25 protein-coding genes and 2 pseudogenes are annotated in these 26,218 nt (G+C 43.9%); 16 read left to right on the top strand and 11 right to left on the bottom strand.

Annotated elements, in window-relative coordinates; genetic code table 11:
- Positions 1 to 5 precede the first annotated feature (5 nt).
- Positions 6 to 518 (bottom strand): 5-(carboxyamino)imidazole ribonucleotide mutase, encoded by a 513-nt coding sequence (purE, locus tag FOC32_RS04640; protein ID WP_004780321.1) that lies wholly within the window; start codon positions 516 to 518, stop codon positions 6 to 8.
- A 196-nt stretch (positions 519 to 714) separates the two neighbouring features.
- Positions 715 to 1,056, bottom strand: coding sequence for a DMT family protein (locus tag FOC32_RS04635; RefSeq protein ID WP_004780323.1), 342 nt, complete (start codon positions 1,054 to 1,056; stop codon positions 715 to 717).
- Positions 1,057 to 1,297: 241 nt separating this feature from the next.
- On the opposite strand from FOC32_RS04635, the gene mpl reads away from it, so the two are divergent.
- The 3 genes from mpl (at position 1,298) to FOC32_RS04620 (ending at position 4,092) form a co-directional block, all read left to right on the top strand.
- Positions 1,298 to 2,662, top strand: coding sequence for a UDP-N-acetylmuramate:L-alanyl-gamma-D-glutamyl-meso-diaminopimelate ligase (gene mpl, locus FOC32_RS04630; protein WP_175966529.1), 1,365 nt, complete (start codon positions 1,298 to 1,300; stop codon positions 2,660 to 2,662).
- A gap of 347 nt (positions 2,663 to 3,009) precedes the next feature.
- Positions 3,010 to 3,153 carry a hypothetical protein gene (locus tag FOC32_RS17190; RefSeq protein WP_004780326.1) on the top strand — a complete coding sequence of 48 codons (144 nt, stop codon included), beginning with the start codon at positions 3,010 to 3,012 and terminating at the stop codon, positions 3,151 to 3,153.
- Positions 3,154 to 3,171: 18 nt separating this feature from the next.
- Positions 3,172 to 4,092, top strand: a complete 921-nt coding sequence (locus FOC32_RS04620) for a zinc-dependent alcohol dehydrogenase family protein (RefSeq protein WP_175968155.1) — start codon at positions 3,172 to 3,174, stop codon at positions 4,090 to 4,092.
- A gap of 59 nt (positions 4,093 to 4,151) precedes the next feature.
- Here the strand turns inward: FOC32_RS04620 and FOC32_RS04615 are convergent, their stop codons facing one another.
- Positions 4,152 to 4,622 (bottom strand): BLUF domain-containing protein, encoded by a 471-nt coding sequence (locus tag FOC32_RS04615; RefSeq protein ID WP_175966527.1) that lies wholly within the window; start codon positions 4,620 to 4,622, stop codon positions 4,152 to 4,154.
- A gap of 202 nt (positions 4,623 to 4,824) precedes the next feature.
- Here FOC32_RS04615 and FOC32_RS04610 point away from each other — a divergent pair, with 202 nt between their 5' ends.
- Positions 4,825 to 5,178 (top strand): hypothetical protein, encoded by a 354-nt coding sequence (locus FOC32_RS04610; protein ID WP_175966525.1) that lies wholly within the window; start codon positions 4,825 to 4,827, stop codon positions 5,176 to 5,178.
- Here FOC32_RS04610 and FOC32_RS04605 read toward each other — a convergent pair.
- Complete coding sequence (locus FOC32_RS04605) at positions 5,171 to 5,458, bottom strand: GNAT family N-acetyltransferase (protein ID WP_175966523.1); 288 nt, start codon at positions 5,456 to 5,458, stop codon at positions 5,171 to 5,173. The genes FOC32_RS04610 and FOC32_RS04605 overlap by 8 nt on opposite strands.
- A gap of 293 nt (positions 5,459 to 5,751) precedes the next feature.
- Between FOC32_RS04605 and FOC32_RS04600 the strand changes: the two are divergent.
- The 5 genes and pseudogenes from FOC32_RS04600 to FOC32_RS04580 all read left to right on the top strand — a co-directional run bounded on the left by FOC32_RS04600 (position 5,752) and on the right by FOC32_RS04580 (position 10,932).
- A pseudogene (locus FOC32_RS04600) lies at positions 5,752 to 6,943 on the top strand (sugar transporter).
- 331 nt (positions 6,944 to 7,274) lie between these two features.
- The gene (locus FOC32_RS04595; RefSeq protein WP_175966521.1) at positions 7,275 to 8,240 is read left to right on the top strand and encodes a TerC family protein; all 966 of its coding nucleotides are present in this window, start codon (positions 7,275 to 7,277) and stop codon (positions 8,238 to 8,240) included.
- A 199-nt stretch (positions 8,241 to 8,439) separates the two neighbouring features.
- Positions 8,440 to 9,759: a guanine deaminase gene (gene guaD, locus FOC32_RS04590; protein WP_175966519.1), complete on the top strand. Its 1,320-nt coding sequence runs from the start codon at positions 8,440 to 8,442 to the stop codon at positions 9,757 to 9,759.
- A 211-nt stretch (positions 9,760 to 9,970) separates the two neighbouring features.
- Positions 9,971 to 10,498: a hypoxanthine phosphoribosyltransferase gene (gene hpt / locus FOC32_RS04585; RefSeq protein ID WP_004780337.1), complete on the top strand. Its 528-nt coding sequence runs from the start codon at positions 9,971 to 9,973 to the stop codon at positions 10,496 to 10,498.
- 176 nt (positions 10,499 to 10,674) lie between these two features.
- The gene (locus tag FOC32_RS04580) at positions 10,675 to 10,932 is read left to right on the top strand and encodes a GlsB/YeaQ/YmgE family stress response membrane protein (RefSeq protein WP_005233088.1); all 258 of its coding nucleotides are present in this window, start codon (positions 10,675 to 10,677) and stop codon (positions 10,930 to 10,932) included.
- Positions 10,933 to 11,016: 84 nt separating this feature from the next.
- On the opposite strand, the gene FOC32_RS04575 is transcribed toward FOC32_RS04580, so the two are convergent.
- Together FOC32_RS04575 and dmeF are read right to left on the bottom strand one after the other, a co-directional pair.
- The gene (locus FOC32_RS04575) at positions 11,017 to 11,715 is read right to left on the bottom strand and encodes a DsbC family protein (RefSeq protein WP_175966517.1); all 699 of its coding nucleotides are present in this window, start codon (positions 11,713 to 11,715) and stop codon (positions 11,017 to 11,019) included.
- A gap of 136 nt (positions 11,716 to 11,851) precedes the next feature.
- A pseudogene (gene dmeF, locus FOC32_RS04570) lies at positions 11,852 to 12,787 on the bottom strand (CDF family Co(II)/Ni(II) efflux transporter DmeF).
- A gap of 56 nt (positions 12,788 to 12,843) precedes the next feature.
- On the opposite strand from dmeF, the gene FOC32_RS04565 reads away from it, so the two are divergent.
- On the top strand, positions 12,844 to 13,107 hold the full coding sequence (locus tag FOC32_RS04565; protein ID WP_175966515.1) for a metal/formaldehyde-sensitive transcriptional repressor: 264 nt from the start codon (positions 12,844 to 12,846) through the stop codon (positions 13,105 to 13,107).
- A 170-nt stretch (positions 13,108 to 13,277) separates the two neighbouring features.
- Positions 13,278 to 14,423, top strand: a complete 1,146-nt coding sequence (locus FOC32_RS04560) for an MFS transporter (RefSeq protein WP_175968154.1) — start codon at positions 13,278 to 13,280, stop codon at positions 14,421 to 14,423.
- Between the two features lie 41 nt (positions 14,424 to 14,464).
- Here FOC32_RS04560 and mnmE read toward each other — a convergent pair whose 3' ends face one another.
- From mnmE to rpmH, 5 genes are all read right to left on the bottom strand, one after another.
- Entirely contained in the window at positions 14,465 to 15,820 is a 1,356-nt protein-coding gene (gene mnmE, locus FOC32_RS04555) for a tRNA uridine-5-carboxymethylaminomethyl(34) synthesis GTPase MnmE (RefSeq protein WP_175966514.1), read from the bottom strand.
- A gap of 92 nt (positions 15,821 to 15,912) precedes the next feature.
- Positions 15,913 to 17,676, bottom strand: coding sequence for a membrane protein insertase YidC (gene yidC / locus FOC32_RS04550; protein WP_175966512.1), 1,764 nt, complete (start codon positions 17,674 to 17,676; stop codon positions 15,913 to 15,915).
- Between the two features lie 5 nt (positions 17,677 to 17,681).
- Complete coding sequence (gene yidD / locus FOC32_RS04545; protein WP_004780345.1) at positions 17,682 to 18,002, bottom strand: membrane protein insertion efficiency factor YidD; 321 nt, start codon at positions 18,000 to 18,002, stop codon at positions 17,682 to 17,684.
- A 9-nt stretch (positions 18,003 to 18,011) separates the two neighbouring features.
- Positions 18,012 to 18,407, bottom strand: coding sequence for a ribonuclease P protein component (rnpA, locus tag FOC32_RS04540; RefSeq protein WP_034706193.1), 396 nt, complete (start codon positions 18,405 to 18,407; stop codon positions 18,012 to 18,014).
- A gap of 29 nt (positions 18,408 to 18,436) precedes the next feature.
- Positions 18,437 to 18,571, bottom strand: a complete 135-nt coding sequence (rpmH, locus tag FOC32_RS04535; protein ID WP_000831329.1) for a 50S ribosomal protein L34 — start codon at positions 18,569 to 18,571, stop codon at positions 18,437 to 18,439.
- A gap of 659 nt (positions 18,572 to 19,230) precedes the next feature.
- Between rpmH and dnaA the strand changes: the two genes are divergently transcribed.
- The 5 genes from dnaA to FOC32_RS04510 all read left to right on the top strand — a co-directional run bounded on the left by dnaA (position 19,231) and on the right by FOC32_RS04510 (position 26,039).
- Positions 19,231 to 20,613, top strand: coding sequence for a chromosomal replication initiator protein DnaA (gene dnaA / locus FOC32_RS04530; protein ID WP_004780349.1), 1,383 nt, complete (start codon positions 19,231 to 19,233; stop codon positions 20,611 to 20,613).
- A gap of 109 nt (positions 20,614 to 20,722) precedes the next feature.
- Complete coding sequence (gene dnaN, locus FOC32_RS04525; RefSeq protein WP_005233130.1) at positions 20,723 to 21,871, top strand: DNA polymerase III subunit beta; 1,149 nt, start codon at positions 20,723 to 20,725, stop codon at positions 21,869 to 21,871.
- A gap of 25 nt (positions 21,872 to 21,896) precedes the next feature.
- The gene (recF, locus tag FOC32_RS04520; RefSeq protein WP_175966510.1) at positions 21,897 to 22,979 is read left to right on the top strand and encodes a DNA replication/repair protein RecF; all 1,083 of its coding nucleotides are present in this window, start codon (positions 21,897 to 21,899) and stop codon (positions 22,977 to 22,979) included.
- A gap of 54 nt (positions 22,980 to 23,033) precedes the next feature.
- On the top strand, positions 23,034 to 25,499 hold the full coding sequence (gene gyrB, locus FOC32_RS04515) for a DNA topoisomerase (ATP-hydrolyzing) subunit B (RefSeq protein ID WP_005233132.1): 2,466 nt from the start codon (positions 23,034 to 23,036) through the stop codon (positions 25,497 to 25,499).
- A gap of 192 nt (positions 25,500 to 25,691) precedes the next feature.
- Positions 25,692 to 26,039: a hypothetical protein gene (locus FOC32_RS04510; protein ID WP_175966508.1), complete on the top strand. Its 348-nt coding sequence runs from the start codon at positions 25,692 to 25,694 to the stop codon at positions 26,037 to 26,039.
- Positions 26,040 to 26,218 lie beyond the last annotated feature (179 nt).

The raw sequence follows: 26,218 nt of genomic DNA, 5'->3' as shown, positions 1-26,218 counted from the left end.
TGGACTTACATTTGACCTGGAATATTGTTACTTGCGACTTTCTCGGTTTGTGCCGCGCGGAAATCTGCGACATTTTTTGCGATCTCTGGACGGGTTAAACCTAAAATCTGTGCTGCCATAATGGCTGCATTGGTTGCACCGGCAGGACCGATCGCCAATGTTCCTACGGCGATACCCGCTGGCATTTGCACGATAGAAAGCAATGAATCGACACCATTTAAGATCGAAGATTTGACGGGTACACCTAGTACTGGCAAATCAGTTTTGGCTGCACACATACCTGGTAAATGCGCTGCACCACCTGCACCGGCAATAATCACCTGAATACCACGATCACGCGCTTGTTCAGCATATTCAAACAGACGGTCCGGGGTACGGTGTGCGGAAACGACTTCGGCTTCAAATGGGACACCAAGCTGCTTGAGCATTTTGGCAGTGTGTTCGAGAGTTGCCCAATCTGATTGAGAACCCATGATAATACCTACGAGAGGAGTATCTTGTGCAGCAGCCGCATTCATTGCAAATTTTCCAGAGATTAGAGTAAGAAAGATAAATCTCGACGAGAGAGCCAAGCTTGAATAGGAAGGCATATTATAGACTGATTTTTCAGCTTCATAAAATTTAACGGTCAAAGCAAGGCTCGATTTTTCTTATTTTTTAGCGGATTCTTAAAAACTAGAATAAAAATAGGGAAGTAGTGGCTAGTAGATGATTTCAGGAACTGCGGAATACAAAATAGACACAACCACAGAGACATAGCGCCGCCCATAGATAATCCAGTTTAAACGGCTGTTTGAACAGGAAGATCATAAAGGGAACAAAGACCAGTAGAGTGACGACTTCCTGGGTAATTTTCATTTGACCCACCGCCAGTCCCTGTTGGGCTAATAATTTAGTCGCTGGAATCATCAAGCTATATTCAAACAGGGCAATGGCCCAGCTAAATAAAATCGCCTGCCACAGCGGTGCATCATGCGGCAGGAATTTGAGATGTCCATACCAGGCCAAGGTCATAAAACAGTTAGCAATCACCAGAAGAAATAGAGCCGGTAGCATCTGCATGCACTCTGCAAAAAGTTCGGGCTTATTTTACGATTTATTTTGCCAAAAGATATTCCGGAAGCTTGAAAATTTCCCTGAATTTGTCTGTGAAACAGGATTTAAAAAATCCCGCAGGAATGCTTGAACTTTGACTATCTTTTCGGTCAAAGCCTTGCTATCGTTGCTTGCAAATCGAATAAATCATGGCAACAGCACCAGTACAAAGTGATGTGTCAGGCAAAATGGAGTGAAGTAGATGCATCTGCATATTTTGGGTATTTGTGGCACCTTTATGGGTTCACTGGCATTACTGGCACGTGATCTAGGCCATAAGGTGACAGGATCGGATCAAAACGTTTATCCACCGATGTCGACCCAGCTGGAAAATGCAGGCATTACTTTAATGCAGGGCTATGACCGTAGCCATTTACAGCCGCATCCGGATCTGGTGATTGTCGGCAATGCCATGAAACGTGGTATTGATGCCGTGGAATATATGCTGAATGAAGGCCTGCCTTATATTTCAGGCCCACAGTTTCTGGCAGATCATGTGCTACAAGGTAAACACGTTTTAGGTGTAGCCGGTACGCATGGTAAAACGACAACCACCACCATGCTGGCATGGGTACTGGATCAGGCCGGTTTAGAGCCAGGCTTCCTGATTGGCGGTGTCCCGCTTGGCTTTTCTGAAAGTGCGCGCTTAGGTGGCGGTAAATACTTCTGTGTTGAAGCCGATGAATACGATTCTGCTTTCTTCGACAAGCGTTCCAAGTTCGTGCATTACCATCCTAAAACTGCGATTCTGAACAACCTGGAATTTGACCATGCTGATATCTTTGATGATCTGGCAGCAATCCAGAAACAGTTCCACCATTTAGTGCGTACCATTCCAAGTGAAGGCCGCATTATTGCGCCAATTACTGAAACAAATATTGATGAAGTGTTAGAGCAAGGCTGCTGGACACCTGTTATTCGCACTTCATTAGACACCAATGAGAAATCTGAGCTTTATGCTGAACAGCTTTCAGAAGATGGTTCTCATTTCAAGGTACTGCAACACGATATCGTGAAAGGCGAAGTGAAATGGAATATGACGGGTCAGCATAGTGTAGCCAATGCACTAGCCACGATTGCTGCTGCTGAACATGTCGGTGTCTCTATTGAAACGGCTTGTGAAGCACTCTCAAACTTTGGCGGTGTTAAGCGCCGTATGGAACTGCTGGACACTGTACGCGGCATTGAAGTCTATGATGACTTTGCCCATCACCCAACTGCGATTGATACCACCCTTGATGGCGCACGCAAACGTCTCGGTGAACGTAAACTGTGGGCGATTATTGAACCACGTTCCAATACCATGCGTATGGGCAGCCATAAAGATGGCCTAGCACATTCCGCGCGTCTGGCCGATGAGGTGATCTGGTATCAGCCAGAAGGCCTGGATTGGGATCTGCAACCGGTAATTGATGCTGCGCCAAATAAAGCTGTAGTCGCACGTACTCTGGATGAGATTATCCAGACCGTGGTGGCTGAAGCAGGTGAGGGCGATGCGGTGGTAATCATGTCCAATGGTGGTTTTGGCGGTCTGCATCAAAAACTGATTAGTGCTTTAAAAGCTTAAAAATTTATATAAAAAAGCCCGTAATAGCGGGCTTTTTTATTTTAAAAAATTAAATTCGCTTTCTATCTTTTTTAAGAATATCGACCCTCATCCAAGTTCAAATCAACTTTCTTATTTCAATGTTAAAACAGCTAAAATTTATCTTTTTTCTTTTCATTATCTTTTGTTGCAATCTGAACATAAGACTCATTGCAGTCTTTGAGTGCTCTAGTCACAATCAATAAGAATAATAGCATTTCGATCCTCTTTTATCCTCAACCCTCCTGATGATTTTCCAGGCTGTAAAGACAGCAAAAAAATAGCTTTATCTATCTTGTTCAGACCCTCATTCCCCTAGGAGATCTGTCATGACAACAATGAAAGCCATGGTTTATTACGGCGCCAATGATATCCGCTTTGAAGAACGTCCCATTCCCCACATTCTGCAACCTACTGATGCCATTATCAAACTTAGCAAAGTCACCATTTGTGGTACTGACCTCGGGATATAGAAAGGTAAAAGCTCCGAAATTGAGGAGGTTGCAAAAGAAAAAACCGGCAGCTTTAATGGCCGGATTCTCGGTCATGAAGGTATTGGTATTGTGGAAGAAGTCGGTTCCGCAGTTCAAAACTTTAAAAAGGGCGATCGGGTGATTATTTCCTGTGTCAGCCGCTGCGGCACCTGTGAAAACTGCCAGAAACAGCTGTATGCCCATTGTAGAAACGAGGGTGGCTGGATTATGGGTTATATGATTGACGGCACTCATGCCGAATATGTCCGAACCCCATTTGCCGATACTTCTCTCTATCATTTACCAGAAGGTTTGAATGAAGATGTTGCGGTCTTTCTTTCCGATATTTTGCCAACCTCCCATGAAATTGGTGTGCAATATGGTCAAGTCAAACCGGGGGACAATGTGGCGATTGTCAGTGCCGGCCCGATTGGCATGAGTGCCTTGCTCACTGCCCAGTTTTATTCTCCAGCCAATATCATCATGGTCGATGTAGATGACAACCGGCTAGAATTTGCCAAAACGGTTGGGGCTACCCATACCGTGAATTCAGCCAATGAGGATGCTATTCAACGTGTACTGGAACTCACTGATGGGCGAGGGGTGGACTGTGCCATTGAAGCAGTGGGCCTGGAAGCCACCTGGAATATCTGCCAGCACATCGTCAAGGAGGGCGGACATCTGGCCAATGTCGGTGTACATGGTAAATCCGTCAATTTTGAACTGAATAAACTCTGGATCAAGAACCTGACCATAACCACAAGCCTAGTCAATACCAATACCACTGGTATGCTGCTCAAGACCTGCTGCTCCGGCAAACTGCCACTGGAAAAACTGGCCACCCATCACTTCAAGTTTGCTGAATTTGAAAAGGCCTATGATGTGTTTAAACATGCTTCTGACGAAAAGGCTTTAAAGGTCATGATTGAAATGACTTAAATCATTATCGACAACAAAAAAAAGTCCGCATAGCGGACTTTTTTATTTTTTAGCGTCAATTAAAAATAGGGAATATAACCACGCTGTTTATAACCTTGAGGAGAAGCAAGATTGGCCTGATTTTCATCCAGACGATAGAGCAGCTTCAGGAATCCACTCAACTGGTCCTGTTGCAATGCATGAGGTTCAAACTGGTCTAAACCTAAACGTGAAAATAAAGAAGAAATTTCACTATGTTTATGGACATATTTCATCGACCATTCCGAGAAATGTGGATGTTCTACTGTTGCATCCTGAAAGCGAAGCACCTGATGATGGCGTGGATCACGGCAAATGCTCTGAAACAGATTTTCTACCACCTCTGCTTCACCTTCCAGACATTGAAAAAACTTGCCATGGGAATAATATAAAACCCCGTTAATCTGATGAGTTTTATTAAATTTTCTCGCTACAGATAATATATCGCTAAGATCCTGTAATAACTCTTGTTCAGATTCTATCCGCTCACTGGCGTAGCAAAGCTGTAGCATAAGGTCATCTCACTGCAGAAAGAATTAAAAACATAATTTAATCAATTATTTTAATTTTAGTCGATCATTTTTTAAGCAAATATCCGTTTTTGCTTACATTATTTTAGGTTTGCTTTTCCAAAAAAAACTTCTAACAATTACTTCCTGAGAGGAAATCAATGATTTCAGATATATAGCAATAATAATGAAGGAGTGAAACCTGATGTTAAAAGATCTGATTTTCACTGTAGCGTTGTTGTGTATATGTTTTATGCTTTTAATTATGCTGAATAAACTGGCCTTGACGACCGAGACCAATATTCTGCTCAGTTCGGTTTTTATAGGCTGGACGCTTTTACAGTTTGTTCGCCGTCGTATGTTTTTTTATATCAGTGTAAGCCTGATGATGGTAATACTTACGCTGTTAGGCAAATATGAAGAAGTGTTATGGAACAGCACAGGCCTGATGGCAGGTTATGGCGTATATAACCTGCTGCAGCGTATTTCTGTACCTGCACTTAAGGGCAAATTACAACATATCTCTATTTTGGATAAGTTTAATTCAATTGCTAAATAGCAGCTGCAACATCTTGTAGGCTGCGATCACGTTTAAACATGACATCTACATAGGAACACTGGGGAATAATTTTTAAGCTATTCTTGCGGGCAAAGTCGACCAGCACATCCAGCATTTTGCGTGCTACGCCTTGACCGCGTAAGGAATTATCTACCCAAGTATGATCAGCCAAGATGGTCGATGCTTCTTGCCACTGATATGTAATTTCAGCAAGACGTCGACCATCTTCCTCCATAAAAAATACACCGCCGCGTTTTGAATCTTGATGTTGAATGTCCATACTGAAGGCTGATCCCTTAATAAAATTATTGGTTTATTTAATTTAAAACATCTTCTTAAAGAAATAATATGAATTATTGTTAAGTTTTTAATATTGGATGAAATTTTTTATTTTCTTTCATCATTTCCTGTGATTTTTTTCAAATATTGATAACTTTTTATTTCTCTATTTTGCCTGATTGAGGGTGATGCAGTTTGAGTCATCACATATCACCCCCAAAAATTTAATTTTACCTACTCCCTAATTGAGAAAGACAGGATTAGAATGCAGCATCTTTTTGCATGCAACTTCGTATGTCTGACTCATCTTCCGCTTCTTCCGTCACCAAGCAATGGATTGGTGTCATCGCTTTAGCCTGTGCGGCTTTTATTTTTAACACTACCGAATTTATTCCTGTGGCATTACTGAGTGGAATCGGGCAAAGCTTTGCCATGTCCGCCACTCAGGCCGGCATCATGCTGACCATTTATGCTTGGATCGTGGCCCTACTATCTCTTCCGATCATGCTGCTCACTAAAGCCATAGAACGGCGTTTTCTACTGATGCTGGTCTTTGCGGTCTTTATTTTAAGTCATGTGCTGTCCTATTTTGCCTGGAGTTTTAGCACGCTGGTGATCAGCCGGATAGGGATTGCCATCGCACATGCCTTGTTCTGGTCGATTACCGCTTCACTCGCGGTTCGGGTTGCACCGAAAGGTAAAGAGTTTCAGGCACTCGGTTTATTGGCCACTGGAACGGCGATGGCGATGGTGCTCGGTATTCCATTTGGCCGGATGATTGGTGAGGCATGGCTGGCGTAATAGTTTTGCCCTGATTGCGTGTCTCGCATTGATCATTTGCCTGATTCTGGCCAAAACCTTGCCATTGCTTCCAAGTGTCAATTCAGGCTCCCTCAGCAGCTTAAAAAGCCTGATCAAACGTCCAAGCCTGATGCTAGTCTTTACCCTCACCATTCTGGTGATTACGGCGCAATTTACCGCTTATAGTTATATTGAACCGTTTTCCCTGAATATCGCCCACTTTGATTCAGCCCAGACCACAACTTTACTTCTGGTTTATGGCGGGGCAGGATTCCTAGGCTCCTATCTGTTTGGCCGTTTTGCTGCCCAGTTCCCAAAAATGACTATTCCTGCTTTTACTTTTGGATTGGTTATTTCCATGCTGCTGTTATTACCACTGTCGAGCACAGTCACAGGCCTCTCTGGCTTATCTCTGCTGTGGGGTTTGAGCATTATTGGCTTTAGCCTGGCCCTACAATCCAAAACCCTGAACCTGGCTGCAGATGCCACCGATGTTGCCATGGCCATTTATTCAGGCCTGTATAATGTCGGTATTGGCGGAGGAGCTTTGCTTGGCAGTATAGTCACGCTTCAGATTGGGCTATCGAGTATTGGCTGGGTAGGCGCAGGGCTGGCGATCCTTGGATTTCTGCTTAGTCTTTATTTGGTTCAGCGCCTAGACTTTTTGCCTAAAGCCGCTGATTAAACGCTGCTTTTTGTAAAATAATTTGTGATTATGCATAAAATCTGTCATGCTCATCTGATATTGAGCAATTGCTCAAACAGAATTGAGTTTGAACAAGGGGAGTAGCCTCCTCCAAACGTTTAAGAATAAAATTTCAGTTTTTAAACGTGTCAGAATATCGTCATTACACTTTGCAAAAAGTCGGTATCTGAGCATCTTTAGGTCACACTGGATCTCCTCCAGTAGAGCACAAAGATGTAGGCAAGACCTTGATCATGTTGTTATAGATGTTTTTCATCTGGCAGCTGGTCAAGGTTTTTTTATGGCCAGTCGTCCGATGTGGAGAATTCACATGGAAACAATTGGTACGCTCTGGCTGTATCTTGTCTTTTTCGCAATTGTCGCCGTCATGCTGGTGATCGATTTTGTCGGCTTTAAACATCAGCATGGTCAGGAAGTAAAAGTCCGTACCGCTGCCTACTGGAGTATCGCCTGGGTCAGTGTCGCGACTTTATTTGGTGGTGGATTATGGCTGTATCTGGAGCAGACTGCAGGTGCGGCAATTGCCAATACCAAGGTCATGGAATACTTTGCCGGTTATCTGCTGGAAAAATCCCTGGCAATTGATAATGTCTTTGTCTGGCTGATGATCTTTGCCGCCTTTGCCATTCCACCAGCGCTACAACGTAAATTGCTATTATATGGTGTACTGGGTGCAATTGTGCTCAGAACAATCTTTATTTTTATTGGTGCCTGGTTTGTACAGGAATTCTCCTGGATTCTGTATCTCTTCGGTGCGTTCCTGGTGTATACTGGCTTCAAATTCCTGCGTGGTCAGCATGAAGAAGACAGCAATATTGAAGATATGGCCATTCTGAAATGGCTACGTAAACATATGCGTATCACCCCGCAACTTCGGGGCGATAAATTCTTTGTCCGTCAAAATGGTTTGCTTTGGGCAACGCCGTTATTCTTGGTGCTGATTCTGGTCGAAGCCTCTGATGTGATCTTCGCAGTCGATTCTATTCCTGCTATTTTTGCTGTTACCACCGACCCCTTCATTGTGCTTACCGCGAACCTGATGGCAATTTTAGGCCTGCGTGCAATGTTCTTCCTGCTCTCAGGTGCAGCCTCAAAAATGCATTATCTGCCTTATGGCCTAGGTTTGATTCTGGTCTTTATCGGCTTTAAGATGTTGATGCTGGATGTATTCCATATGCCGATCTGGATTTCACTGAGCTTTATTGTGATTGTCTTGACGGTGACTGCGATTTTGTCGATTCGTCATAGCAAGAAACATAACGAAACTACGCTGTAAGATTAAGCATCAAAAAAGCCTGCTGATGCAGGCTTTTTTATTTGTCTACAAGCTTGGCTGCACACGCACGCTCTTTTGAAATTACGCGTGATTATTTGATCTCATAAAAAATACGCATGGTTAAATATGAATGTTCATATAAACATGCCAATTTTTTCAGCTACAATCAATCGAAAAAATCAAAAAGCGCAGGTTTTAAATGTCTTCTATCATTGCAACGACGGCAATACGCGGTCGCTTCCTGGATATCAAGAATACAGTTGCCCAAGCACGTGAACTTCACGACCAAGTGCGTTATATAGAAGATGGTTTACTCATCATAAAAAATGGAATAATCCAGTGGTTTGGTTCCTGGCAGGAAGGTCAGCAGCATCTGCCTGAAGGAGTGCAGGTAGCTCATTATCCTGAGCAGCTGATCGTGCCAGGTTTTATTGATACCCATATCCATTTCCCGCAAACCGAAATGGTTGGTGCCTATGGTGAACAGCTGCTGGAATGGTTAAATACCTACACCTTCCCGACTGAGATCCAGTTTCAGGATCCGGCGTATAGCCAGAAAATGGCACAGTTTTTTATTCAGGAATTGCTGAAGAATGGCACAACCACAGCTTTGGTGTTCTGTACCGTTCATCCAGCTTCGGTAGAAGCGCTATTCGAAGCGGCTACAGCACAGAATATGCGTCTGATTGCCGGTAAAGTGCTGATGGACCGCCATGCACCTGAAGCCCTAACCGATACCGCAGAATCTGCCTATAGCGATTCTAAAGCCCTGATTGAGAAATGGCATGGTAAGGGACGTAATCTTTATGCGATTACGCCCCGTTTTGCTCCGACCTCAACGCCTGAACAACTAGAAAAAGCAGGCCAGTTAAAAGCTGAATATCCAGATGTCTATGTCCATACTCATCTCAGTGAAAATAAAAACGAGATTGCCTGGGTAAAAGAACTCTTTCCGGAACGTGAAGGCTATCTGGATGTCTATCATCATTATGGGCTGACCGGTGCTAAATCCGTATTTGCGCATTGTGTGCATCTGGAGGAAGGGGAGTGGGATTGCATGCATCAAACCGACTCTGCGATTGCCTTCTGCCCAACCTCAAACTTGTTCCTGGGTAGCGGTTTATTTCCGCTGAAGAAAGCTTGGGATAAAGGCGTGAAAGTCGGCTTAGGTACCGATATCGGGGCAGGAACCTCCTTTAACCAACTGCAAACCTTAAATGAAGCTTATAAAGTGCAACAACTACAAGGAGAAAAACTTTCGGCTTTTGAGTCGCTATATTATGCGACCCTGGGTGGTGCTAAAGCCTTAAGTCTGGATGACCGCTTGGGGAATTTCAATGTGGGCAAAGAAGCAGACTTTGTGGTACTGGATCTCAATGCCACCGCTTTACAACAACTGCGCCAGAGTAGAGCCAAAAATATTGAAGACTCCTTTTTTGCACTGACCATGCTGGGAGATGACCGTAATATTGCAGCAACTTATGTCTATGGACAGGCTGTCTATGTCAAGGCCCAATAAATCGCGTCAGCGTAGGATCATTTTGGCTGCAATCGTCGCCGTCTGTGCTTTTGCGCTGAAGAGAGATTCACAGCAGCCCAAAAATTGATTACATTTACAGCAAGTAAAACAGGTGCATCTCAAGCAAGGATGTATTAAAATTGCTGCAATTCAGGTGTTGCAGGTCAACACCTTTTTTATTTTGCTATTTTTATTTTTTAGGTATCTACCCATGACCGTTCAAATGAGCGTAATGATTTCCGCTGAAGAAATTCAAGCTAAAGTCAAAGAGCTTGGTGCTAAAATCGATGCACACTATGCCAATAGTGACAAAGAGCTTGTACTTATCGGTTTGTTACGCGGTTCAGTGATTTTCATGGCAGACTTGTGTCGTGCCATTACCAAGCCACATGAACTCGACTTCATGACTGTATCCAGCTACGGCGGCGGTACGATTTCGAGCCGTGATGTCAAAATCCTGAAAGATCTGGACGGTGAAATCCGTGGTAAAGATGTGCTGGTGGTTGAAGATATTATCGACTCAGGTAATACCTTAAGCAAAGTCTTGGAAATCTTGCAAACCCGTCAGCCAAACTCAATTGAACTATGCACTTTGGTGAGCAAACCTTCACGTCGTGAAATCGAGCTGGAAGTAAAATTCCTGGGCTTTGAAGTCGAAGACAAGTTCATTGTCGGTTATGGCCTGGACTATGATCAAAAATACCGTCATATTCCATTTATTGGTGAAATCGGTCTTTAAGAACCGGTTTAAAAGAAGTGGCTTCGTGCCACTTTTTTTTATTTCTTGAATCATTTCAGTAACACAGCAAACAAAAACGCAACAGCCCGTTGCAGGACATGACTTTTTTCAGGGCTTTTCTTGCCGCAAGATAAACCTGATGTAAAAACAAAGACATGATAACAAGGAGTATGCTGATGTGGTCAATTATCGTTGCGATTGTGGTGGGTTTTATTGCGGGTCTGGTTGCACGCGCGATTCATCCTGGTGATGACAAGGCTGGATTCATTGTTACGACCCTGCTGGGGATTGCCGGTTCACTGGTTGCGACCTTTGCCGGACGTATGCTGGGCTTGTACTCCCAAGATTCTGCCGCAGGCTTCATTGCTTCAGTGATCGGTGCCATAGTCATCCTGTTTATCTACAATATGGTGACTAAACGTAAACGGATCTAAGCTCTGCTTGGAATAAGTTTCTTTCATAAAAAAAAGAGCGCCTAGATAGGTGCTCTTTTTTATTTGCTGATCATGGTCAGAATTTTACAGGCCGAATTCTTTGAAGCCTTGTTCAATCTGTTCTGCCGGCTGAGCGCCTATAACCTTAAAACCATTCGAGAATATAATTGCTGGTGTGCCATTTACACCGAGTGATTGTGCCAGCTGTTTATTACGTTCAATCGGGTTGGCACAGCTCTTTTTCGATTTAGGCTGTATACCTTGACCAATTAGGTCTTCCCAAGCTTGGGTCGGATTTTTTTCACAATAAACTTGTTTAGATGGCGCAATTGACTGCTGTTTTAAAGGCAGGATGAAAGTATAAATGGTGACATCTTTAAGTTTTTTCAGCTCTACTTCAAGTTGTTTACAATACGGGCAATTTGGGTCAGAAAAGATGGCAAGCTGACGTTTTCCTGTCCCTCTGACTGATTTAATTGCATCCTGAAGCGGTAACTTTTTCCAGTCGACACTGTTTTGTTTGAGTAATAAATCCTGAGTCAGATTATGCTGGTCCTGGATCCGAAACATTGAACCGGCTAGGAGATGCTGGGCATCTTCATTCAGATAGACAATCTGTCCCTGCATGGAACCGCTATAGATTCCTTTCATTTCGGTAGGCTGAATATTTTCAATTTTCAGGTTGGGACTGTTTTTTGCCAGATTGGCTTTAACCGTATCCACATTGGCAAAGCTGAGGCCAGGGAATAGGGTCAAAGCCAGCAGCATATTTCTTATTTGCATGAATGTCCTGCTCAGGTCCAAGTTAAATGTGTTCCGATTTTAGTCTTTTTACAAAGAAAATTCTGACTATTTTATGTAGCGTGATTTTCAAATCAAATTACTCAATCAATTATGTTTCACGTGGAACATTGACCCTTTAATGCTGATTGATTTCCACTGAGATATGCACGATTTCTTCATGAATAGAGATCGTTTCACGGATTTGATCAGCACTAATAGGGATTTCCGTTTGAACGGCAACAAAACAGGAAAATTTACCTTTACCGACCCTCGATACATGCAGATCAGTTAAGTGTAGATCACTTCCATATTCAGCAATGACTTCACGTATTTCTTCGACCACTGGGACATCCATATCGGCATCCAGTAAAGTCTTGGCACTTTGCTTTAGCAGGCCAATCGCCCAGCGTGCAATCAGGACTGAGCCGACAAGTCCCAGTACTGCATCGAGAAAATCCCAGCCCATATATTTTCCGGCAAATAGAGCAATAATCGCCAGAACAGAAGTCACAGCATCAGCTACCACATGCAGAAAGGCTGCTTTATGGTTCAAGTCATGATGACCATGATTATTATCATGCTCGTGATGGGAATTTCCGTGATGATGATCATGGTGATGGTGCCCATCATCATGCAGCAACCAGGCACAGGCCAGGTTAATCAGTAGCCCTAAAATCGCGATTGGAATGGCTTCGTTATAATGAATCTGAACTGGCGAAAATAGGCGTTCTACCGAATGAATCGCCATAAATCCGGCTACTACGAGCAATAAAATCGCACTGCTATAACTGGCCAGAATTTCAATCCGCCAAGTACCCATATTAAAACGTGGATCATTCGCATAATGGCGGGCCGCTTTATAGGCAAAGTAAGCCAGCCCCAAGGCCAACACATGCGAGCCCATATGCCAGCCATCGGCAAGCAAAGCCATTGACTGGAAGATCCATCCCCCTAATACTTCCAGCACCATCATGACCGCGGTCAGAATCGTGGCAAACAGAATCTTTTTCTGTGCGAGTGGATTACCTTCATCAAATTAATGGCTGTGCGAATTGGCGGTATGTTTTTGCATAAAAGGGAACTGCTATTTATACTCCCCCCTAGTATATTTATTTTTGGAAATTTGTGGTGAGTCATGTACATGATGATAAAAAAATATTAAACCGGGTACCGCGCTTGCAAGGCCAGATGAACGCCGTAGAGCAGTCTCTCCTGAATCCTGAGACAGGCTGTATTCAGGTCTTACAACAGGTTGCAGCCATTAAAGGTGCCATAAACGGTTTGATGAATGAATTGATCGAGACCCATTTAAGAGAGCATGTCATTGGAGAAGCTACGGTCAATGAAGAAGAACTGCCTGAGTTTTTAAAATTATTAAAGCGTTATGGCTAATTGTTTGGCTCAACCTTTTTTTGTTTTTTTTACAGCAAGATAATTGACCCCTTTTTCATCTAACCGATACACTGCCACCCATTCTCTTCTTTCTTCCACATCATTCTTTTATGTGGTGAAACTTTTACGGCAGCTACATGACAGAAAATATCTCATGGCGACCTTTCGCCATGGTCAGTCTTGCATTAATTATGGGTACCATCGGCACAGCACTGGCAAGTCCGCTTTACCCCATTTATCAACAGATTTGGCATTTATCCCCAAGCCAGATTACCTATATTTTTGTCGCTTATATGTTTGGCTGTCTGGGTACCTTGTTATTCCTGGGACGTACCAGCAATACGATTGGTTTCCTAAGAACCCTGCAAATTGGCTTGGTATTTATCAGCATTGGCTTGGTCATTTCAGTCTTTGCCGAGAATGCGCTGATTTTGTCGGTGGGCCGTTTTATTATTGGCATTGCTTCAGGTCTGATGACCACTTCAGCAATGCTGGGCATGATGCAAACCATTCCAGAGTCTCATAAGCAGCTTGCACCGCAGCTGGTATCGATTCTGACGGCCATAGGTTTTGGTTTGGGGCCGTTTGTGGGTGGGGTAATTGCGCAGTTTTCTCAAACCCCTTTAGTTACTCCCTACCTTCCTATTATTTTGGGGGCAGTGCTGTGTTTTGTCGGATTATTCTGGCTAAAAACACCTGCTTTTGAACGCCAACCTTTTAGTATTGCACCGAAATTACTGCGTCCTGAACCTCAGTATCATGCTGTGTTCATGATTGTGGGGTTAACTGCATTTAATGTCTTTGCTGCTTTCAGTTTATTTGCTTCACTGTCACCGTCTTTTGTGCAGGATATCTTGCCCTGGCATGGTCCTTTGGTCAGCGGTACTGCCATTACATGCATTTTGCTGATTTCTGCTGTGGTGCAGTTCTTTGCTAAAGCTGTTCCTGCAAAAAAATGTCTGAATATTGGCTTGATGATTATGCTGGTGAGCTTAGTTAGCCTTGCACTCTGTATGACCCTTAAAGCAAGTATCTTATTCTTTGCCAGTGATATCCTATTCGGGATTGGACATGGTTTTGCCTTAATGGGCGCATTCGGTGTGATTCATGCGATCACAACCTTACAAAACCGTGCAGCCGTGATGTCGACTTACCTGTTTATAGGCTATTTGGGCACGATTGTGCCGATTATCGCGGTAGGTTATCTGGCTGATCACTTTGGCTTAGGCTTTGCCGTGATCAGCTTCTGTGTGGCGATCAGTGTACTCTGTCTAATTTTGTGGTTATGGCATCAAAAACTACAGGTAAAAGCCTAATAAAAAAGCCCTCATTTGAGGGCTTTTTTATTTTTTAAATATTATTTACCAATACAGAATGATCCAAATATCTTGCCCAATAGGTCATCCGCACTAAAGTCACCGGTAATCTCACCCAGCGCATTCTGTGCCAGACGTAAAGACTCTGCGACCAGTTCACCTGCATTATAAACAACAAGTTGCTCACGAGCTTCAGCTAAGTACATCTGAGTGCGCTTCATTGCATCTAAATGGCGGGTACGGGCAATAAAGGTATCTTCTTCAGGCTGGAAGCCTGCATGCGCTGTAATCGCATCTATGAGCGATTGGACACCGGTTTCCTGCTTGGCTGAGACGGTAATATGACGGAAGCCTTTAAAATCTCCCATAACAGCATCGGCACCGGTCAAATCGGCTTTATTCCCGATCAGGATCAGACGCTTTGGCTCGAGATGCTCAGCAAAATATTCTTGAGCAAGTTGTAATGGGTCATCTCCTTGGCTCAGGTCATAAACCAGCAACAGCAGATCGGCCTGTTCAATTTCTTTAATCGCGCGGCGAATACCTTCTTTTTCCACGATATCGCCGGTTTCACGCAGACCAGCAGTATCGGTCAGGGTAATCGGCAGACCATTCAATGTAATCTTTTCATGCAGCACATCACGGGTGGTTCCGGCAATATCGGTCACAATCGCACGTTCATTACCTGCTAGGGCATTCAGCAGGGAAGATTTACCTGCATTCGGTTTACCGGCAATCACCACTTGCAGACCTTCACGCAGTAACTGCCCCTGACGTGCAGATTGCTGAACCTGAGTGACGGCATTCGCCACGCCATCCAGCAAATTTAAAATCTTGCCATCCGCCAGAAAGTCGATTTCTTCTTCCGGGAAATCGATCGCCGCTTCGACATGCAAACGCAAGTGAATCAGCTGTTCTAATACCGTATTCACCTTAGTCGAGAATGCCCCTTGCAGCGAACGTACGGCAGAACGTGCCGCCGCTTGAGAAGTGGCATCAATCAGATCCGCAATGGCTTCGGCCTGCACCAGATCCAACTTGCCATTTTCAAAGGCACGCATCGAGAATTCACCGGCTTTGGCTGCAGTAGCACCCAGTTCCAGCAAACGGCCCAACAGGGCATTCTGGATCACCGGGCCACCATGGCCTTGCAGTTCCACTACATCTTCACCGGTAAAGGAATTCGGATTCGGGAAGTAAATCACCAGACCTTCGTCCATTACTTCACCGGCTGCATCATAGAACTGGCGAAACCCAGCAAAACGGGCTTTGGGCAAATCTTTTTGGCTCAAAGCCTGGGCAATTTCATAAGACTGGGGACCCGACAGGCGAATGACACCTACACCGCCACGTCCTGGGGGAGTTGCAATCGCAGCAATCGTAGTTCGGTCGAGCATAACATTCACCTAGAAAAAACTTAAAAATACAGCAAAAAAAATCCGCTCAAGATTACCATCTTAAGCGGATTTATTCAGCCCATCAGTACAACTTAGTTGACTGGTGTTGCCTCATCGCGTTTAGCACGGTCTTTGGCAACAGACTTGTTGATCAATGTTTGCTGCAAGATCGTGATCAAGTTGTTCACAATCCAGTACAACACTAGACCTGCCGGGAAGAACAGCAAGAATACTGTAAAGATCACTGGCATAATCTTGAACACTTTCGCCTGCATTGGATCAGTTGGTTGCGGATTCAGCATCTGCTGGATATACATGGTCGCACCCATGATCAATGGCAGGATAAACCAAGGATCCATTGAAGATAAATCCTGAATCCAGAACATCCATGGTGCATGACGCAGTTCTACAGATTCCATCAATACCCAGTACAGTGCCAGGAAGATTGGCATTTGCAGTAACAGTGGTAAACAGCCAGCAAGTGGATTCACCTGTTCACGTTTGTACAGTGCCATCATTTCCTGAGAGAAGCGCATACGGTCTTCACCGAACTCTTCTTTCATGCGTTGCATTTCAGGTGCAATCACACGCATTTTCGCCATAGAGCGGTAGCTCTTCGACGACAATGGCCACAGGATCAGTTTAACCAGTACAGTTAACAGAATGATCGCCCAGCCCCAGTTACCCACTAGACCGTGAAAGAACTCAAGACCAACAAACAGCAGTTTGGCAATTGGCCATAACCAGCCATAGTCTACGGTCTGGTTCAGACCAGTCGCCAGATCTTTCAGCTCTGATTGAACTTTTGGACCAGAGTAGAAGGTCGCATCGATTTCAGCTACGGTGCCTGCAGGCACATTGAAAGTTGGAGAAGTAAAACCAATGATATTCATGTTATCAGTTGATTTACGTGATTCCAGCTTCGCCGTATAGGCCTCGCCATTGCCCTGTGTCAGTTTCAGGTTACCTGGTACCCATGCACTGACAAAGTAGTGCTGCACCATCGCAACCCAGCCGCCTTTGGCTTCAGTGCTGAGTTTTTCTTCAACAAAGTTGTCAAATTTCAACTTGTTGTAGTTTTCATCCGGTGTACCCCAAGCGCCGCCTAGGAACGTACCCAGTGTGAAGATCCCCTGATCAGATTTACCTGGATCTTCGGAATTGTCACGTTTGATCTGACCGAACATCTGACCTTGCCAGGTCTGGCCGCTGCGGTTGACCACTTTGTGATTCACAACTATCGGATATTCACCTTCAGTAAAGTTGAAGGTTTTAATGACCTCTACACCATCAGCCGTTTTAAAGACCATAGGTACAGAAAGTACTTTAACAGTTTCGCCATCTTTATTTTTAGTGGCTTTGGCATCTGCCAGTGTATAAGCCGTTTTTTCCAGCTCATAGGTTGGACGGCCATTACGGCTGCTGTCCGGTCCATTCAGACCGATCAGGCCCGACTGAGCGACATACGTCCGTTTCGCATCGCTTTCCAGCATGACGAATGGTTCATCGCTGTCTTTATTCTTGTCATGATTGAGTAATTCAACACGAACAATATCACCACCTTTAGGGTTGATCCAAAGATGATAAAGGTCAGTTTGTACTGAAATAAGCTGCTGACTTACAGGTGCGGTGGCATCCGTTGCTTGCTGCGCTGGCATATTTGCTTGTGGCAGATCAGAAGCGGCTGTCGCCGTCTGAGCATTTGGCAAATCTGCAGATACTTCATGTGAAACGACCGCAGCTTCTTGCTGTGGTTTGGTTTCAACATTGCCATAATCTTTTTGCCACGCCAAAATAAGCAAATATGCGACAACAAACATGGCTCCGAGAATTGCAATCCTGGCCCATTGTTGCATATGTATTACCCCAAGTGGTTAGAGTGATTTTGGTTCAATAAACGATCACGAAAGGGTACAGCAACGTGAAGCGTTTGAGAATCTATTTGCTGAAATGAAATAAAACGAATCGCTTTCGGGGGAACCGGATCATATCCAGAGCCACCCCACGGATGACAACGGCAAATACGCTGAGTAGCCAGCCACACACCACGTACAGCTCCATGTGTATGGACTGCTTCCAAGGAATATTGAGAACATGTTGGAATATAACGACAGCGTGGTCCCAATAAAGGACTAATCGCAATCTGATAGAAACGTATTAACCAATGCAGTAAACGTACCATTGGCCATCTCTACTTTTGTGGGGAGGATGATGCTATTTTGGAATGCTTTTTGGCAAGACGGTTGAGTTTCTGCCAGGCAAATTGTAATTGCTGATGCAACTCTGCGTTCGGTACCGCTTCTATACCTACTTTAGGCATAACCACAATATCCAAATCATCTAGTTGCTGTTGATGCAGGCGAAAACTTTCGCGAGCAAGTCGTTTTACTCGATTTCGTTCGTGCGCACGGCGCACTTTTTTCTTAGCAACAACTAAACCCAAACGACTGTTTGGCAGTTCGGAATGTTTTGCAAGAAAAAGGAAATGGGGTTGATGCACTTTAAAAAGCGCACCATCAAAGACTCCTTTATAATCTGCAGCACAGCGTAAACGAAGCTCTGTACCAAAACTATAAAGTGTAGTCATAACACCCAAAATCGGCAAAGCCTAACTGATTAAACAGTTAAGCTGTGACGACCTTTTGCACGACGGCGAGCTAGAACTTGACGACCAGCTTTAGTAGCCATACGAGCACGGAAACCATGAACGCGTTTACGCTTTAATTCAGATGGTTGGAATGTACGTTTCATATTGAAACTCCAAAAATGATCTTTCTATAAAGGTCCGCGATTTTAGTGCTCATTGCTTGAGCTGTCAATGCAAAAGCCATTTTCTTTTCAAATAAGACTGGAATCAAAATGTAAATAGGGATTAAAAAAATTGTATTCAAATACCTATATATAAGTTAACCACAATATAACCATTTGTTTTAAAATCAAATATAAGTTATTAACACTTATATCAACATAGTTATCCACAACTTATGTGAAATCTAAATTGAACTCCTGGGTTTTGAATTTAAATTTAAACTTTTCTCAGTTATCCACAAAAGAACCAAATCTTATAAATAAATTCAAATTTATAAATTTAAATTTATTATTATTAGGCCGGGTTTTTTCTGTGGAAAAGGTAATTTTTTATTAAATAAACAAAAACTTAGTTTGTGGATAAAACTGTTTTTATTAATTTTATACTTTGTGGATAACTTTGTGCTATATTTTATCCACAGCTTGCGGATAAACTTATCCACACCAGCTTTTTAAATTTAAATTTATCCACCATGACTGCTTTTTGCGCAAAATCTGTGGAAATTGCCATGACAGATGTGGATAACTTGGTTAGAATGGCGACCCGCTTTGGTCGCGGTCAGCTTTTTTTTGATTAACAATGGAATGAATAGGGGATTCACATGCTTTGGACAGACTGCTTAAATCGCTTGCGACAAGAGCTCTCTGGAAATGTCTTTACAATGTGGATTCGCCCATTGGTTGCAGAAGAGCTGGACGATACCCTGCGTCTGTATGCACCTAATCCGTATTGGACGCGCTACATTCAAGAGCATCATCTGGAACTGATTTCGATTTTGGCCGAACAGCTATCTGAAGGTCGCGTACGTAAAGTTGAAATTCTGGTGGATTCCCGCCCAGGTGCAATTTTATCTGCCAGTGAACAGCCAGCGACGACAACAGCGGCTTTGGAATCTGCACCTGTGGTTGCGCCAGCACCGCGTCCTAAGAAAGAAAAAGAAGATTCAGGCAAAAATAGCCGTAAACGTCAGCTTAACCCTTTATTTACCTTCTCGTTATTTGTTGAAGGCCGTTCTAACCAGATGGCGGCTGAAACCTGTCGTAAGGTGTTAACCCAACTCGGTGCTTCGCAGCATAACCCGCTATTTTTATATGGCCCGACTGGTCTGGGTAAAACCCACTTGATGCAGGCAGTCGGGAATGCATTATTGCAGGCAAAACCCAATGCCCGCGTGATGTATATGACTGCAGAAAGCTTTGTACAGGATTTTGTCAGTTCCTTGCAACAGGGCAAGGTTGAAGAGTTTAAGAAAAACTGCCGTTCACTGGATCTTTTGCTAGTCGATGATATTCATTTGCTCGCAGGTAAAGAAGCCAGTCTGGTAGAGTTCTTCTATACCTTTAACGCGCTATTGGATGAATCGAAGCAAATTATCCTCACCTCGGATCGTTACCCTAAAGAATTGACCGAACTGGATCCACGTCTGGTTTCACGTTTTTCCTGGGGACTTTCTGTAGGTGTGGAACCACCCGATATCGAAACCCGAATTGAAATCTTGCTGAAAAAAGCCGAAAACACCGGTGTAGATTTACCACGTAACTGTGCGCTATTTATCGCCCAACAAGTGGTGGCGAACGTCCGTGAACTTGAAGGTGCGCTAAACAAAGTGGTGGCTATCTCGCGTTTTAAAGGAACGCCGATTGATCTGGATGTGGTACGTGAGTCTTTGAAAGATGTCCTCGCAATTCGTGCCCGGACCATCAGCACTGAAAATATCCAGCGTGTCGTGAGTGAATATTTTCGCATTCCGCTTAAAGAGCTAGTGGGTCCAAAACGTACTCGTATTTATGCCCGTCCACGTCAGCTTGCAATGGGTCTGGCACGTGAACTGACCGGAGATAGTTTCCCGGAAATTGGTATGGCTTTTGGCGGTCGAGATCACAGTACAGTCATGCATGCCTGCGAAAAAGTACAGAGCTTGCGTGAAGAAGATCCGATCTTCAATGAGGACTATAAAAACCTGCAACGCCTGTTGCAGAGTTGACCTAAAACGCTCAAATTCTGTTCTTGCTATGCGGCCTGTTTTGCCGCATAGTTAACTGCTAAAAATTCAACTTTTATCTTATTAATCTTCAGCTTTAGAGGAATGTACCGTGCGTTTAAAAATCGCGAAAGAAAGCTTACTGAATGTTCTCTCACATGTCGTAGGAGCGGTTGAACGTCGCCATACCTTAAATATTCTTTCAAACCTGAAAATCCAGGTGACTGCTGAAGCTTTGACCGTCACTGGTTCGGATCTTGAAGTAGAACTGGTGGCCAGCACACAGTTGGCTGAAGGTGCATGCTTGCAAGCGGGTGAAACCACTGTTCCAGCACGTAAGCTGATTGATATCTGTAAATCTCTGCCATCAGCAGCCCTGATTGATCTGCAAATTACCGATGACCAGCGTTGTATCCTGAAATCTGGAAATAGTCGTTTTGTGCTCGGTACTTTGCCTGCGGATGACTATCCATTATTGAATACTGAAAATACTCAAGGCACACAAGTCACTGTGACTCAGCGCGAATTAAAACGTCTGTTTGAAAAAACGGCTTTCGCCATGGCAGTGCAGGACGTACGTTTTTACCTGACTGGTACTTTACTTGAAATTGACGCTAATCAGCTTCGTGCGGTAACGACAGATGGTCATCGTCTGGCATTGTGTGAAACAGCAGCCCAATCGACAGCAACTCAACCGATTCAAGCCATTGTTCCACGTAAGGCAGTCGCTGAACTGCAACGTTTATTAAGCGTTGAAGATGAACAACTCTTGTTGTTGATTGGTCGTGAATTATTGAATGTAACCATTCGTATGGCCAGCCGTGATAAAGAACAGGCTGATATCACAGTTCGTTTCACCACGAAACTGATTGATGGTAAATTCCCGGACTACCGCCGTGTAATTCCACGTGGCGGCGACAAGAATGTGATTATTGCGCATGACGTGTTTAAGCAATCCTTACAACGTGTGGCTATTCTAAGTAATGAAAAACTGCGTGGCGTATTCCTGAACTTTAATGCCGGTTCATTACAACTTCGTGCCAATAACCCAGAACAGGATGAGGCGATTGAAGATCTGGCGATCCAGTATGCAGATGCACCACTGGAAATGTCATTCAATGCGCAATACCTGATTGAAGTGCTAGGTGTACTGGACGGTGAAGATGTATCCATGACCATGACTGAAGCGAATCAGTCTGTGCTGGTTCAGGATCCATCTCATACCGATCAGACCTATGTCGTGATGCCAATGCGTGTCTAAGCGACAGCTAAGCTAAGCCAACGCCATGCATATTACGCGTCTTCATATTGAACGTGTACGAAACTTAAAAACGGTTGCACTCCAGGGATTGCAACCGTTTAATGTTTTTTATGGCCAAAATGGTTCGGGCAAGACTTCAGTACTGGAAGCTATTCATTTACTGGCCACAGGACGTTCCTTTCGTACCCATATCCCGAAAAATTACATTCAGCATGGCGCCTCGGATGCGATTGTGTTCGCCCAATCGGAAACTGAAAAAGTCGGCATGCAAAAAATGGCCAGCGGGGAACAGCTGATCAAGGTCAATGGCGATGCGATTGCAACCCAAGGTCAGCTTGCCAAGATGTTACCCTTACAAATGCTTGATCCGCAGAGTACCGATATTATCGATCATGGTGCCAAACCACGTCGTCAGCTTTTGGACTGGTTAATGTTCCACGTGGAACCAGAGTTTTATCATGCCTGGCAATATTATTCACGAGCCCTAAAACAGCGGAACAGTCTGCTTAAATCCAAACGTTTTCTAAGTTTGTCTGATCTGGAAGCGTGGAACCAGATGCTGAGCGAATATGGTGAGATTTTGCACTCCCAACGTGTCGGCATCATGGAACAGTGGAAGCCATTTTTTGAGGATGAACTCAAACATCTATTACCGGATCTGGAGATTTCTCTGGAATACAGTCCCGGCTTTCACAGTGAACATGGCCTGCTAAATGACCTATCCAATCATCATGACAAAGATGTAGAACGGCGCTATACCGAATATGGTCCACATCGCGCAGATTTGCGTCTCAAGACCCCTTTGGGGGATGCCGATGTGATCTTATCTCGCGGACAAAAAAAGCTTTTAATGATGGCACTTAAACTGTCGCAAATCGCAATGCTGCATTCTTGTAATAAGGAAACTGTGGTATTATTAGATGATGTGACAGCAGAATTAGATTTAACCGCACAACAACGTTTAATTGAGCGATTGAGCCAGCTTGGTAGTCAAGTTTTTATTACCACTTTAGACCATGAATCAGTACAAAAGCACCTACATGATCTGTCTATCTCATATCAGTTATTCAATGTTGAAAACGGTACAGTTCAAGTTGTTGTGCAATAGTTTTTAAATTTTTACCTATCTTTGGATAAACCTATCTTTCACTAGGGAGAAACCATGAGTTCAGAAGATCAAGCTGCTTCTCAAACAGAACAAACCACTGAAAAAGCTTATGATTCCTCTAGCATCAAGGTATTACGTGGTTTAGACGCAGTACGTAAGCGTCCAGGCATGTACATTGGTGATACAGACGATGGTACCGGCTTACACCATATGGTCTTCGAGGTCGTAGATAACTCGATTGATGAGGCGCTGGCAGGTCACTGTGATGAAATTTTGGTGACTATTCATGAAGATGAATCAGTTTCAGTATCAGATAATGGCCGTGGTATTCCGACTGACATTCACCCTGAAGAAGGCGTGTCTGCTGCAGAAGTGATTTTAACCATTCTGCATGCGGGCGGTAAGTTTGATGATAACAGCTATAAAGTCTCTGGTGGTCTGCACGGTGTAGGTGTATCCGTAGTAAATGCGTTATCAGAAAAATTGGAACTAACCATTCATCGCGCCGGTAAAATCCATGAACAGGAATATCGTCATGGTGATCCACAATTCCCTTTAAAAATGGTGGGCGAGACCGATAAGACCGGTACTCGCGTGCGTTTCTGGCCAAGTGCTGAAACCTTTAGTCAGACCATTTTTAATGTCGACATCCTGGCCCGTCGTTTACGTGAACTGTCCTTCCTGAATGCAGGTGTACGAATCGTATTACGTGACGAACGTATCAATGCCGAATACATTTTTGATTATGAAGGCGGTTTGGCTGAGTTTGTTAAGTACATTAACCAAGGTAAAACCCACCTGAATGATATTTTTCATTTCACCACTCAGGCAGAAAATGGCATTGGTGTAGAAGTTGCACTGCAATGGAATGATTCTTATCAGGAAAATGTACGCTGCTTTACCAACAACATCCCGCAAAAGGATGGCGGTACTCACTTAGCCGGTTTCCGTGCAGCACTGACCCGTGGTTTAAATAACTACATGGACAGTGAAAATATCCTGAAAAAAGAAAAAGTTGTGGTTTCAGGGGATGATGCGCGTGAGGGTTTGACTGCCATTGTGTCAGTAAAAGTACCTGATCCGAAATTCTCTTCACAAACCAAAGAAAAACTGGTGTCGAGTGAAGTGAAATCTGCCGTTGAGCAGTCCATGAACAAGGCATTCTCTGAATATCTGTTAGAGAATCCACAAGCGGCTAAATCAATTGCTGGCAAGATCATTGATGCAGCGCGTGCCCGTGATGCAGCGCGTAAAGCACGTGAAATGACCCGTCGTAAGAGCGCACTCGATATCGCCGGCCTTCCAGGTAAACTGGCGGATTGCCAAGAGAAAGATCCAGCTTTATCTGAACTGTACCTGGTCGAAGGTGACTCTGCGGGCGGTTCTGCAAAACAGGGCCGTAACCGTAAGATGCAGGCAATTCTGCCGCTAAAAGGTAAGATCCTGAACGTGGAACGTGCCCGTTTTGACCGTATGATTTCTTCTGCAGAAGTGGGTACGCTGATTACGGCACTCGGCTGTGGTATTGGTCGTGAAGAATATAACCCGGACAAGCTGCGTTATCACAAAATCATCATCATGACCGATGCTGACGTGGATGGTTCACACATTCGTACATTGCTGCTGACTTTCTTCTTCCGTCAAATGCCGGAACTAGTGGAACGCGGTCATATTTATATTGCACAGCCGCCGCTGTACAAGCTGAAAAAAGGCAAACAGGAACAGTACATCAAGGACAATGATGCGCTGGAAACTTACCTGATTTCGAATGCGATTGATGAGCTGGAACTGCATATCAGTGCCGATGCCCCTGCGATTCGTGGGGAAGCTCTGGCCAATGTGATTACCGATTATCAAACTTCACAGAAGAGTCTGGCACGTTTAACTGTACGTTATCCTGCAAGCTTGCTGGATGCTTTGATTTCACTAGAAGCATTCAAGCTGGATCAGCTGGAAGATAAAGCTTATGTAGAAACTTGGGGGGAAGACCTGCGTGCTGCGATTGAAAAAATCCAGCCAAGTTTACGCCCTGAACTAAGTCTAGAACGTTTTGAAAAAGACGTTGATGGCCAGATCGTAGAAAGCTGGTTGCCACGAATTACGATTTATGTGCATAACCTGCCGCATCATTACCTGCTAGATGCCAGCCTGCTCAGCTCAAGTGAATATGCGCGTTTACTGAAAAACTCGAAAAGCTGGTTCACGTTGCTTGAAGAGGGTGCTTATTTACAGAAAGGTGAGCGCAAGATTCAGGTCAGCAGTTTCCATCAGGTTTGGCAGCACATTCTGCAAGACTCTCGCCGCGGCATGATGATCCAGCGTTATAAAGGTCTGGGTGAGATGAACGCAGACCAGCTGTGGGAAACCACGATGGATCCGGAAAACCGTAACATGCTACAAGTGACGGTGCAGGATGCAATTGAAGCAGACCGCATGTTCTCTTGTCTGATGGGAGATGATGTAGAACCACGTCGTGCCTTTATTGAAGAAAATGCCTTGAATGCCGATATTGATACCTAATCTATCGGAATAAATCGAAACGAAAAAGCGCCTTTTAAGGTGCTTTTTTTACGTAAATTTTCTATTAATACCAGATGAACTGTTTAGAATAATTTTAATCTAAGCAGTTTTTAGACCAATGATCCGCTGATATTAGGTTTCAAAAAAGCCTGGTTCAGGAGAATCAAGTCTTATTTATAAAGAGGTTTATCCATGGATAGCCAGCTTGAAGAAATACGTGAGATCTGGGCAAATGCATTCTACAGTGGCGACTATGATCTGCTGCGCCACTATGAACATCAGGACTTTCAGGTGATTTTTGAACAGGAAGGCCGTGTAGAAGGAAGTTATCTGCGTTATGACCGGATTGCTCATGCGGTACAAAACGGCGTATGGAAACCGTTGAAGCCAGATATAGAATATGAAGAATACGAGTACAATGAAGATCAAACCGAATGCCGGATCTTGATTGGACTGGAAAATAATAAACAGTGTCTTCAGGAGATCTGGAAGCTAGAGGATGAATGGAAAATTACAGAACTTAGATTTTTGAAATCCTAAACTTTCAATGATTTATTAAGTTACTTCGAAATTTTTTAAAAATATTTGAATACTGTTGTTTTAAATCTTGCTTAAACCCTGATCAATCGTGTGGATAACTACAAAGTTATCCATATTTTTTATGTGAATAAGATAGTATTTATCCACAAGTCATATTGTGTTTCTTGTTTTTCATTTTT

Source organism: Acinetobacter sp. FDAARGOS_724 (assembly GCF_013364475.1).
In the GTDB taxonomy this organism is placed as follows: domain Bacteria; phylum Pseudomonadota; class Gammaproteobacteria; order Pseudomonadales; family Moraxellaceae; genus Acinetobacter; species Acinetobacter variabilis.
This window is presented reverse-complemented; position numbering and strand designations above follow the sequence as displayed.